Annotated in this window: 9 protein-coding genes; 2 read left to right on the top strand and 7 right to left on the bottom strand. The window is 50.9% G+C overall.

Annotated features, from left to right (window positions below; genetic code table 11):
- Window positions 1-19 precede the first annotated feature (19 nt).
- The 4 genes from B6A39_RS18640 to B6A39_RS18625 all read right to left on the bottom strand — a co-directional run bounded on the left by B6A39_RS18640 (window position 20) and on the right by B6A39_RS18625 (window position 6,078).
- A complete protein-coding gene (locus tag B6A39_RS18640) occupies window positions 20-1,675 on the bottom strand; it encodes a CapA family protein (protein WP_083007779.1) in 1,656 nt (551 codons plus the stop codon).
- Between the two features lie 81 nt (window positions 1,676-1,756).
- The gene (locus B6A39_RS18635; protein WP_083007778.1) at window positions 1,757-2,839 is read right to left on the bottom strand and encodes a M14 family metallopeptidase; all 1,083 of its coding nucleotides are present in this window, start codon (window positions 2,837-2,839) and stop codon (window positions 1,757-1,759) included.
- 45 nt (window positions 2,840-2,884) lie between these two features.
- Complete coding sequence (locus tag B6A39_RS18630) at window positions 2,885-4,177, bottom strand: MFS transporter (protein WP_083007777.1); 1,293 nt, start codon at window positions 4,175-4,177, stop codon at window positions 2,885-2,887.
- Window positions 4,178-4,218: 41 nt separating this feature from the next.
- The gene (locus tag B6A39_RS18625; RefSeq protein ID WP_198036748.1) at window positions 4,219-6,078 is read right to left on the bottom strand and encodes a DUF1302 domain-containing protein; all 1,860 of its coding nucleotides are present in this window, start codon (window positions 6,076-6,078) and stop codon (window positions 4,219-4,221) included.
- 300 nt (window positions 6,079-6,378) lie between these two features.
- On the opposite strand from B6A39_RS18625, the gene B6A39_RS18620 reads away from it, so the two are divergent.
- Entirely contained in the window at window positions 6,379-7,488 is a 1,110-nt protein-coding gene (locus tag B6A39_RS18620; protein WP_198036747.1) for a GlxA family transcriptional regulator, read from the top strand.
- Window positions 7,489-7,731: 243 nt separating this feature from the next.
- Window positions 7,732-9,198, top strand: a complete 1,467-nt coding sequence (nhaD, locus tag B6A39_RS18615) for a sodium:proton antiporter NhaD (protein WP_083007776.1) — start codon at window positions 7,732-7,734, stop codon at window positions 9,196-9,198.
- 110 nt (window positions 9,199-9,308) lie between these two features.
- On the opposite strand, the gene B6A39_RS18610 is transcribed toward nhaD, so the two are convergent.
- The 3 genes from B6A39_RS18610 to B6A39_RS18600 form a co-directional block, all read right to left on the bottom strand.
- Window positions 9,309-9,926 carry a CBS domain-containing protein gene (locus tag B6A39_RS18610; protein ID WP_083007775.1) on the bottom strand — a complete coding sequence of 206 codons (618 nt, stop codon included), beginning with the start codon at window positions 9,924-9,926 and terminating at the stop codon, window positions 9,309-9,311.
- A gap of 100 nt (window positions 9,927-10,026) precedes the next feature.
- Window positions 10,027-11,439, bottom strand: a complete 1,413-nt coding sequence (locus B6A39_RS18605; RefSeq protein WP_083007774.1) for an ATP-binding protein — start codon at window positions 11,437-11,439, stop codon at window positions 10,027-10,029.
- Between the two features lie 25 nt (window positions 11,440-11,464).
- Entirely contained in the window at window positions 11,465-12,124 is a 660-nt protein-coding gene (locus B6A39_RS18600; RefSeq protein WP_083007773.1) for a response regulator transcription factor, read from the bottom strand.
- Window positions 12,125-12,154 lie beyond the last annotated feature (30 nt).

The following is a 12,154-nucleotide window of genomic DNA, read 5'->3' as shown; positions in this document are numbered from 1 at the left end:
CGTTAAGTCTGCCTGCCTATTAACGCGTACCGAGCCCAGAAAGCGGCGAGAGAATATCCTTCCATACCTTTTCTTCCAAATGCGGCAGTTGGCTTTTTTCCAGCTCGGTTAGTCCGTACCCATTCGGGTTTCTCAGAACGTCATCGAACTTGACGATACGGCAGTCGTAGCGCTTACCACCAAGATGCTGATTAACAATATAAATGGGTAGGGCCTGAAGGTTTGTTAGAGAAACACTACCCATGCCAATTCCGGAGAGTTTCACGATGTTGAACTTCACAATATAGGCAAGCTTGGAATTACGGCTTTCCGGATGATAACTGACGAAGTCACCGAACGCGTAGACCACCAATGCATCTTGCTTGCCTTCGCGCTCGATAAGTTCCGCCGGTTGGCTAACGTGGGCGTGATTGCCCAAAATCGTATCCACGCCGCAGTCAATGACCTTATGGGCAGCTTCCCTGATATTGACATGGGGGTACATCTCAAACTCCCACCCCCAGTGGCAGTAAGCGATGATCCAGTCTGCACCCTTCGCTTTTGCCGCCGCTACCTGCTTCTCAATAAGTGAGTAATCGGGCTTTGGCTTGGCATCGTTGAAGCGAACGACATTCACCAGATAGGGCATGTTGGTGGGAATATCTTTTTCGTAGCCATTGAGGTCGAAGGTATACGCCAGCATGGCAATCTTGATGCCATTTTTTTCTATTATGGTGAATCCGTCCCGTTCTTCCCCTTCGCTAGCATCACTTTTGGTCGTGCCAGAGTAGTAAGCACCCGAATCTTTAAGTACCTTCAGTGTTGCATCGACGCCGCTGACACCCCAATCCATGGCGTGGTTGGTTGCCGTACTGAAGTAGTTGATTTTCGCTTCATGGCGGAATTTATCAAACATCGCTTTTGACGTATTCATTTTGGCGGGATTGCCAGGTTCCTGAGTGCGCCCTATATCTTCGCTCTCATCGACGGTGGATTCTAGGTTGGCGCTGACAATGTCGGCGGTACTGTAAAAGTCCTTGATGCCATCGAACAAATGCGTTGTATTTTGCGGCGTCAGAACATCGACGGCGAGCAGATCCCCTGCACATGAAATAGAGGTGTATTGACTAACGGGAACGCGCGTATTGCTGTCCACCCGTTTGAATATGTCTAGATCTTGTGATGCAAAGAAGTCCTCTAGCCGTGACCCTTCTTCAGCCACTTCAAGCTGATTGAACCAGTAGCGGTAGAGCCACTTGAGTTTATCGAAGTCATTACCAGCTATATCATACTTGCCAGTCTCAGGTTGCGGGTAGTGGAATTCATCGTAGAAAATATAACTTGTCAGGAGAACTGCTAACCTGGTGAGTGCCCTAAGAGTGAGGTTGGCTGCAAACTCAGGATCCTGAACAAGAGTAAGTTCATTGAGCTGCTCAGGGTCAGCCAGTACTGTCTCAAGCTTCTCTAAGGCCTGTATTGGTCCAAATGAAACAATCCAGCCGCACAGCGCTCGAAAATGTTTCTCTTCCTCAAAGCTAATGGTTTCGGGCATCTCCAGTTCACCACTTGCCACACTCTGCAGCGTTGCCGTTACCTCATCTTCGTTCACCTCAATGTATTTCTTAAGCACCTGTAGGATTTTTTCGATCTTTTCTTCATTTTCTTTATATTTTTTATATATTTCTTGTAAGGTCATCGTAATATCCTTTGTTGTTTGAGATGTATTTCACAGGTGAACATCCGAGTTACATGCACATGGATGCCCTTATGTGACGGGCTATTGCGTGAGAAGACCACGCCGAGTCAGCTCCATCACTTCCCTGGCCTGCTCCAGTATTTGTTGCTTCCATTCGTTAGTGTCGATGTAGAACGCATCGCGTAGCTGGCGCTTGATCTGAGTGCGCTGAGCACTGTCGATACCTGGGTGATTCTGCAACCATTGGTCGGCGCGTAGTGCCTTGAGCACTGCGGGGCCGGGTTTGGTGCCATATTCCAGCGTCATCCCGTTGTATTCAGCCTGTGAACACTCTTCCATTACCGCTAGATCAAGGGTGCCGTTGAGTACAGCGGATGAAGAGGTGCCATCGACGTTAGTGGTGACTTCTTCCCCCCACCAGCGCCGTGCCCGCGCGATATCTTCCGGGGTGTTGCGCCCTTTATAGATGCGCTCCCCCACCCCGCAGGGCCCAAGCCCGGTATGCACATCTATCCAGCCGATACGCTGGCATTGCCTTCCCAGTCGGCGAAGAATTTGGCGTAATTGCTGGTTGCTCCAGGTGGGTTCGGTGCCTGCGAAAAACAGCCCATCAGGGTGGCTGTGCTGGCCACGCGAAATGGCGGTTTGCAGGGCTTTAGTGCCGTGACGCAAGGCATAACCCGCCAGGCCAAGGGTGCTGTAAAGCGTGGGCGGTTGACGTTTTGGCAGTAGCAACGAGGCGATAGAGCGGTAGTCGGGGTTGTCGGGCAGCGGTTGACTGAAATCAATAAAGTTACGGTTGAGATCGACATTGTCTTCATTGACCCGGCGCAGCCAGGAGAAGCCGTAGGGGTTGATGGCATGCAGAAAAAGGACGGCCAGATCCTGATGACGACAGCGCTCCATCCAGTCACTATTGCGCAGATGGTCTACCTGAATGGCCGAGCCGCAAAAACCTTCTACCCCGTGAACACCGCTGCTTATTACCAGTAGGTTGGCTGCCGTCGATGACCCAAGAAGTGCCACATCAAGGGCCAATTGCTCGCCATCGCTACCCGGTAGGGGGTGAAGATGGGTTTCAACCTCTAGGCCTGCGCCAGCACAGGCCTGGAGAAATTTTTGCCGAGCTTCAGCGTAGCTTTGTGAAAAGCAGGATACGTCCATCAAGGGTTCCCTATTGATAGGTGGTTACAGGTTGGTATCGCTTGATTAAGCTTGGCTAGCGGCAGTTAGCCCTGAAGAGGGATGACTTGCATTAAGCTCACGGCGACTGCGTTCCGGGTCGATTAATGCGAGACCAATCAGGGTGAAGGCCAGAAGAACGACACCGAAGAAGCCGATGGCCATTTCGAAACCGGCCGCCAGGTTATCGTTCTGCCAACGGATTGCCTGAGCAACGACAAGCGGAGCGAGCATGCCGGACGTCGTCAAAAGAGAGATGTGAATGGCCAGCATGCTGCCACGTTGCCTGGCGGGAGAGATAAAGGCGACAATGCTGAATCCAAACGCTGACAGTAGATTGAGCAGTATGCTTCCAGTAATAAAGAGTCCCAGTGTCATGGCGAGACTGGTCGCTGTGAATCCCATGGTGATATAAGCAGCAGCAGCCAGCAGGCAGGCCAGTAAGGGTGGAATGACCATGGCATTTCGAACGTTGGCACCACGCTTTAAGGCACGCTGGGAGAAACTGGAAACCACCAGATTGATCACAATAATGCCAACCGTTGTTGCCAGTACCAGATAACCGGACTGCATGGGAGTTAGGCCTAGCCCGCGTTGCAGGTAAGTGGGTAACCAGCTATAGATCAGCGCATTGGGGAGGTAGCTGCAGAACGCCACCATGGTGATGCACACAAAGGTACGATTGAGCAGCAGTTGGCGGTAGGGCAAGGTCGGCATGATACTGCCGTCAGCAGTTTGCGTATCGTCATGCTGCCCTTCGCGGCCGTAAAGCAGCCACAGTATCAACCAGATCAAGCCGATACCTGCGATGATAAAATAGCCTGTTCGCCAACCGTGTTGTTCGATGAGTCTTGGTAAGGCAATGGCACCGATGATAGCGCCGAGCATGATGGCAACCTGAATCAAGGCCGCCGGCAACACGCGTTCACGGGGGGCATACCACTTGAAACAGGCATGCTGAGTGACCGCCGTACTTGGCCCACAGCCGATTCCTAACAGCATGCGGCTGGCGAGCAACGCGTAGAAGCTGGTAGACAAAGCGGCAAGTAATTGAGCCACCATGGTGATGGCCGACATTGCTGTCAGTAACCAGCGGCTTGACATCCGATTGGCTAGAAAACCGACCAGCACACCGGAAATGGAATAAAGAAAGAAAAAAGCACTACCGATAAAGCCGAACTGTTCTGGTGTGAGCTGAAGTTCATCAATAATCTGTGGTCCGGCAAAAGCAAAAATGGTTTTTTCCAGGACAGTGATGGTGACAACCGCCATCAGCATCATCACAATCAGTAATCGCCGTCGGTCAAATGAAGGGTGCATGATTATGGCCTTTTTATAGTGTTAGTTAGCAGTGTCAGGGTTTAGAAGCGAATGCCGACACTGGCCTGGAACATGCTTCGGTCTGCGACAAGGTTGTAATCGCCGCCATCGGTGTGCTGATAGCTAATATCGAAGACGTAATGTTTCTGAAATACGCCTTGTGCTCCGAGTATTGCCGCGTAGCGGCCTTCGGAAAAGACACCGTCGTAAGAGTAGCCCTTGATGTCATAGCCGAACGTTAGCGATGGCGTCAGATCGAGTCCTGGCATCACACCTATGTAATTATTCTCTAACTTAAAACGGGCTCCCCAGGAAAAAGGCGTTACAAAACCGTCCACTGCACATTTCTCCGCAGGGCCAGTACATGCCGAATAGTCATCGTGAGCAGCGGTCCCAAAGCCAGCTCGTCCGTAACGGCGTTCATCGGTATCGGGCAAGTTGTGAACATATTTCAGTCCTGTTTCGGCAGATAGCTTCATCTCGCCGCCTAACACGTTCCCCAAAGGACGGCTGGCGCCGAGATTAAGCTGGCTGACGCGGAAACGGTCATAGCCAGGTGCGACATGGCCCGTCGATGTGCTGGCTAGGTAGCCAAGAGGTCCTGTTCCAGCAAGCAGACCAGTCACGAAGTCTGCCCCGTTCCAAGCAATGGGTTGGTTAGGGCGAAGACTATATTCAGCATAAATACCGGTTCTGTCGGGTAACCGAGTTTTGAAATTAACGGCGTACATGCGGACGTTGGTAGGGAAGGCGCGTTGATAATTTGCAGCTATCCCGGTTGGTATGGCTTGGCCTAGATTAGCCGCAGGCGGTGTCAGCACCCCAGGTCCATTACGGACGACTTGGGTGAATGAGTTTCTGCTTGTGTAATCTGCGTAATACAAACCAAACAGTCCAACGTCTTCCCATAAATACTGCAAACCAAGACCGTACTGATTGTTATTCGGGTGACGATCAGGGCCACGGGCAACGTAATCCAGTGGATTGTGAATGGCTTCACCGTCACTGGTACGAACAGGTTGGCCAGCCAGCGCGCTTAGCACGCTACCGTTAAGCGTCAATTGCTCGCAGCCAGGTTGGGCAAAATCGCTGGTTGATAGGAAGGTACCGCAGCCAGGATAAATACTGGGGCGGAATTCAAACTGATTAAAAGCATCGACGGTTAAGTTGTCGGTCAGTTCTAGTTTGGCGTAAAGGGATGGCATTGGAATGGTGCGCGCTTCGGCAATCGAACTTGCTCGGCGTATGGCAGCGATATCAAACGAATTCACCGACTGCAGGCCACCAGCAATCGTCGTAGGCGTTGCCCAAGGGATCGCTTGATCACCGAGCCGTATATGGAGGTCACGACCGGCAGGCTGGAAGTTGCCGTATACATAAGCATCGTTCAGTACCACATTCGAAAACCGTCCCTGAGCGTCAAAGCCATCATCGCTAAGCGGTTCACCGGAACGGTACCCATTGTTGACGCTGCCGTGGGTGACATCTTGATGTTTTTGAGTGTAGTCGTACCAGCCCTTCGCACTTACCAAAACACCGACGTTTTGATGGCTGAGATCTGCTTGAAGATACGTTTCCACAGAGGTGGAGACTGCATCGCCGCGCTGATAGTTGAGGTTGCCGTCGTTGACCGTGCTCATGCCGTATTCAGCACTGGTAAGGCGTTCGCTTGGACTATCCATACGCCGTATGGTGCCCACTGAAAGCGCTCCCTGTACGTTTAAGCGCGTATCGCCCTGCTGCCATTCGATACCGTCGCCAAGACCGGAAGTAAGATCGCCAAACACCAGTTCTCCGGCCATTGCCGGGGCCGTTATGCCTGCGGTAATTAAGGACGACGCTAACCCAGAAAGTAACGGTTTACCTGCTATTCCCCACGTATTAGTTGTTTTAGTTTTCACTGATTATTACCTTTCTAGTGTTTATTTAAGGTGATTTTCAGTCTAGCGCTGAAGTTTCGATGGCTATAAAGCAGATACCGACAGCAATAGAGTTAATATCGCCAAGAAAAAGGGTATATAAATAGGAATAAGCAGCACGTGAAGCGCGATAAAAATTTTAATTAACGATGATTTACAGAGTTCATGGCTTTTTCAGACCAGATAGTTAATATGATAGGTAGAGATATCAAAGAGTAAGGGAGGTAGTTTAGAGAAAGGTTAAAGCCGCCAATAAAAAAGCTAATATCGCCAGGAGAGCCCATGACAGTCCGCATTGATTTATTACATGGCCCGCATAACTTGTCGGGTACGCTGTTTAGCGTCATCGATATTTTGCGTGCTTTTAACAATCTTTGGCAGTTACGCAATCCGGATAAACGAGGTGCTTTTTTTCACTGGCGGTTGATTGATGCAAGGGGGAATGAGCTGCCTCTTCCCGAGTGGCTATCGAATATGGAATCACCCACCCGGGGGCGCAAAGCATTGCCGCCTTCTCAAACCGCGCTTTTTGTTCCTGGAGTACAGATGAAAAGCGTGCCTGATCTAAATCGTGTTCTTGATCAGTGCACTGATGAAATAGATTGCATTGCGCGTTATCACTCGCAGGGGCGTTTAATAGCCGCTGGTTTCAACGGTGCCGTGATGCTGGCTCGGGCCGGCACGTTGGATGGCCGACGTGCCACGGTAACCTGGATGATTGCTAATTGGTTTGCTTCTCACTTTCCTCAGGTGCAGTTGGCAATGGAGGGGCCGGTCGTGGTGGACGGGCCGATATTGACAGCCGGTGCACCAGCAGCAGTGTTCGATCTGGTGGTGGAATTGATTCGTCATTTCGCTGGCCAAGAACTGGCACAAATCGCCACCAATGGGTTGCTTTATCACTCATTGCGTTTTGAGCATTCCAGCCTGCATGCCTCTGGAATTTCGATGAAAACCCGGGACAGCGTGGTATTTCGAGCGAAGCATTGGCTCCTTCAGCATATTCAGGCACCTTACAGTCTGGATCGGGTCGCTCATGAAGTGGCCGCTAGCCCGCGCACGCTGCTGCGACATTTTAAAGAAGTCGAGGGAATGACACCGCTCGATTATCTACATCGATTGCGCGTTGAGCGGGCTAAACAGTTATTAGAAGTGACCAATATTGAACTAACGGAAATAATGGAATATTGCGGTTATCAGGATCCCAGTGCTTTTCGACGGCTGTTCCGGCGTGCAACGGGCGTCACACCGTCAGAGTACCGTCGTCGATACACTATGCGGGTCTCCAGACGTTGGTGGCGAGCCGATGAATCTAGCCTGGGAGAGAGTGCTGATGACCTGATTAAGCAACTGGGCATAGGCCCCGCCGATAAACCGAATAATAGCCACTAGTGCGGCGTTGAACTGCCCAGTGGCGCTCGAAAAGAGGTGCCGTTTTAGATCAGCCTCATCACTTGGCTAAGCGTGTTTGGTCGCGAAAAACAGCTAATAAAATAATTTTTTCTGGCGTTGTAAAACTGCTTTACAAGATGCGGCAAATAGCCGCATCTTTAGCATGCCCGCTGCGTTGCAGCACTTAATTAGTGTGCTTATCATCGTGGCGGTCATTCCTAACCCTGCCAGGATCACTTCACTATGAAACCACCTAACGCCCTTGCAATGCGGCAGTCTAATTGCCGGTTTGCTTGGTTGTTGATCGCGCTGTGCTTGTTTGCTTTTCCCTCTCTCTCCTATGCCGCTTCAGGCCCATTAGATCTTACCGCTTCGTTGGCGGGTATCGCCTCTGTTGTCATCTTCATTCTTGCCTATGCCTTGGTAATGAGCGAAGAGCTGATTCACATGCGAAAATCCAAACCTGTACTGGTAGCCGCTGGACTTATCTGGGCGCTGGTGGCGTGGGTCTATGTACAGGCGGGCATGCCTCATGAAGCGGAAACTGCCTTTAAAGAAACGCTGCTTGAGTACACCGAGCTGTTATTGTTCTTGCTGGTAGCGATGACCTACATCAACGCCATGGAAGAGCGCCGTATCTTTGATGCCCTTCGGGCATGGCTTGTGCGCAAAGGCTTTAGTTATCGTAGCCTGTTCTGGATTACTGGCTGTCTCGCCTTTGGTATTTCTGCCATTGCCAACAACATGACCACAGCGATGCTAATGTGCGCGGTTGTATTGAAAGTTGCCGAAGGCGATAAAAAGTTTATTAGTCTGTGCTGTGTCAACGTGGTGGTAGCATCAAACGCAGGCGGCGCGTTTAGCCCGTTTGGTGATATCACCACGTTGATGGTGTGGCAGGCAGGCCAGGTGCCATTTGGTGGCTTCTTTGCGCTATTGGTACCTGCCATTGTCAATTTTATTGTGCCGTCGATGATTATGAATTTCTTCATCGTCAATCGGCAGCCTGCAGCGCTTACCGAAAACGTCTGGTTAAAGCGTGGCTCGCGCCGCATCATCGCGCTGTTTTTGGTGACTGTCGCTATTTCAGTACTGTGTCACTCGGTGCTTTATCTACCGCCTGCGATGGGGATGATGTTTGGCCTTGGCCTGTTGCAGTTCTTTGGCTATTACCTGCGCCGCAGTCTGCCGCGCTCCCTGGAGCGCAAGCGTGAGCGTTACTCTCGTCGCGGCGACTGGAAGAAGCTTGAACAACTGGGAAGCGTTGTGCCTTTTGATATCTTCAGCCGTATTGCCCGCTCAGAGTGGGACACACTGCTATTCTTCTATGGGGTCGTGATGTGTGTTGGTGGTCTAGGTTTCATGGGCTATTTAAGTCTATTGTCAGAAACCCTTTATGGCAGTTGGAACCCAGTGTGGGCCAATGTCGTCTTGGGATTGATTTCAGCAGTGGTCGATAACATCCCTGTCATGTTTGCGGTGCTTTCCATGGCGCCAGATATGTCGCAAGGCAACTGGCTTCTGATTACTTTGACCGCTGGTGTTGGTGGTAGCCTGCTTTCGATGGGCTCTGCGGCGGGGGTTGCGTTAATGGGCCAAGCACGGGGTATTTATACCTTTGCGGGCCATCTACGCTGGGCGCCTGCTATTTTACTGGGTTATGCTGCCAGTATTGCTACGCATTTGTTGATAAACGCAGCGCTGTTTTAAATTAGCAGCTAATTTAGCTAAAAAAAACGCCTCTTATCAATTGATAAGGGGCGTTTTTAATACTGTTAGTAGGTTTTTCTAGTTTCACTTAGTTGCTGTAAATTTAGTGACTATAAGTCGTGCCCAGTAATGACTTTGCAAATATCGGCGAAGCTACTGGCAGTAGGCACTACTGAAGAGGCGACCTTCATCGTGGTTTTATTGCCCATGGCATGTTGTATATCGGTGGCAGAAATAATACCGCGTACGCTTAATGGTTGATTATGCTTATGTTCAGTAATCAACAAGTGCTGCTCAGTAAAACGCTCCATAGAAAGCACAAGGTCTTCAATCGTTAATGAGTTAAGTTGCTCAAACGGCATCGCACTAAGCTTTTGCCAGGGCGTCATAATCATATCGGCTGTAATTTCAGTACGATCAAGGTTTCTCTGCTGCATCGCCAAGTTAATGCGCCGTGTGCCGATAACTTCTTTGGCGGTGAGTACGCCAATGCAATGGTTAGCTTTGTCGAGAACAAACAACAGGCGAACACCTCCATGGCGCATTTTTAAATGGGCATCGTCGATGGGCGTATCAGCGGCTACCGACTGGGGCGTGACCTGAGTAAAATCCGTTAGCACCGATAACGCAGGACTTTCAGGTGTTATCTGTTTTGCGGCTGGCGTAATAAGCAGTGGCGTTTCGCCAAACTGGATAAGTGGTTTGGGGGTGTGGACGAGCATATTCATCAGGATATCTCCGTTGTGTGAATAGACAGGTCATTAACTACTTGCCTGTCTTGTACTTTCACACTTGCACGGAATTCTTATGGGAATCTTAACAGACCCTTTATGGCCGATTATTTTTTGGTTGGCGTTGGGATAGGGCATTCCTGGTAAACGTTGCCAGCACACGAAGTCCACCGCTAGGGGCATCATCAAGCAGTAAGACACCCTGATGGCGTTTGACCAAACGCTCGACAATGGACAGACCTAAACCCGCGCCAGCACCAGGTCCAGCACGCTGGAAGCGCTCCATCACCAGGTTGCGTTGTGCTGCAGGGATGCCGGGCCCTTGATCATCAACAATGACGATAACGCTTTTCGCTGATGCTTTAAGCGTGACCGTAATAGCGCCTTGGGCAGGCGAATGTTGAATGGCATTACCGACTAGATTTTGCACCAGTGTTTCGATGGCGCCGGGCTCTTCTTCTATTTCCCAATTAGCAGGGCTATCAGCGTCCAGTAACAGCTGCTGTTGTCGCTCGGCGGCCAGTGGCGCAAGCTCTGCCAACGTTTCGCGAGTCTCGTGTAATACATCGGAACGGCGATACTCTGGTAACGGCTCTTCTTCGGGGTCTAGGCGCGCGAGGGTTAATAATTGAGAGACGAGCCGTGTTGAACGGGCTACACCGCTGCGTACGTGGTGTAGCGCTTCCTCTCGGTCATTGGCGTTATCAGCAGCGAGTGCATTTTGCGCATGCAAATCCAGCACTGCGAAGGGGGTGCGTAGCTCGTGAGCCGCATCGGCAATAAAGCGCTTTTCACGAATACGCAGTTGGCGAAGCCGTTCCAACAGCCGGTTTATGGCACCAGAAATGGTTTCCAGTTCTTGGGGAAGCGGATGAAGCGTCAGCGGTTTTAGATGGTGAGGGTCGCGGGCGCGAATCTGCTCTGCCATTCGTGATAAGGGGGAAAGCCCCCAGCCAATCGACCACCACAGTAATAGTGTCAGTAATGGCAGACCAATAAGATCCGGTAATAAGATGCGTAGTGCCACTGCGCTGATCAGTTCACCACGAACGTCTTCTCGTTCGCCCACCACCACGCGCTTGTTGCTGCCTATAATCTCCAGGACATAAACGCGCCAGTCATGTTGATTTACCCTCATCGTTGAGTAACCTGGTGGTTGCTGATTAAACGGCGAGTCGGGGGCGCTGGCGGAACGCAGTAGAAGGCGGTCGCCTTCCCAAAGCTGAAACGCCAGCTTGCTTTCATAACGATGGCCTGCCAAGCGATTATCGGATTGCTCGGCACGTAGCAGTGCGCTCTCCACACTGTTTAATAAAAGCGCACGATCGCTATCGGGCATTGGTGCCTGAAGTAGTCCTTCTAGCAAACGGGCATTTTGTGCCAGGCTAGCATCATGAAGCTCTTCAATCTCATGGGCAGCATAGCGATAGCTAATAAAGCCAATGACTAACATGCTTGCACCAAACACAAGCAGTGCAAGCCCCAAGGTGCGCTGGCGAATAGAACTCATAGGCTTGCCTTGTGTACGTTAACCATTACGATTTATCCATGACATAGCCAATCCCTCGCACGGTACGAATCACCTCAGGAAACAACTTTCGTCGTAAGTGGTGGATATGAACTTCGATAGCGTTACTCTCGACATCTTCCTCCCAGCCGTACACTAAACGCGTTAAGGTATCGCGGGTGAAAACACGGCCTGGGTGGCTCATAAACTCCTGCAGTAACGTTAGCTCACGGCGCGAAAGCGTGATCACTTGATGTTGATAACTCACCTGTAAGGTCTGAGGATCCAGGCTAATTCCTCGACAGTTGAGCAAGCCACTGGTTTGCCCTTGGCTGCGGCGCAATAAAGCACGCAGGCGCGCTTTTAATTCTGCTACTTCGAAGGGTTTAGTGAGATAGTCGTCGGCACCCGCGTCCAATCCTTCGATGCGGTTATCCACTGCATCGCGGGCAGTCAGAACCAAAATGGGCACTTGGCTACCATGTCGCCGAATAGCGCGCAGTACTTCCATGCCATCGATTGTCGGCAAACCCAGATCCAAGATGACTGCATCAAAGGGTTCATTTTTAAGCGCATGAAGTACGTTATCACCATCGGCTAAATGATCTACCGTATAGTGCTCAGGTTTCAGAGCCATACGAATCCCTGACGCTAAGCTAGGGTCGTCCTCAACCAGTAAAATGCGCATTTAGATGGATGACTCCTTTCATTCACGGCG

Source organism: Halomonas sp. GT (assembly GCF_002082565.1).
Classification (GTDB): Bacteria; Pseudomonadota; Gammaproteobacteria; order Pseudomonadales; family Halomonadaceae; genus Vreelandella.
Note: the sequence above shows the minus strand (reverse complement) of the source record. Positions and strands in the feature narration are given on the sequence as shown.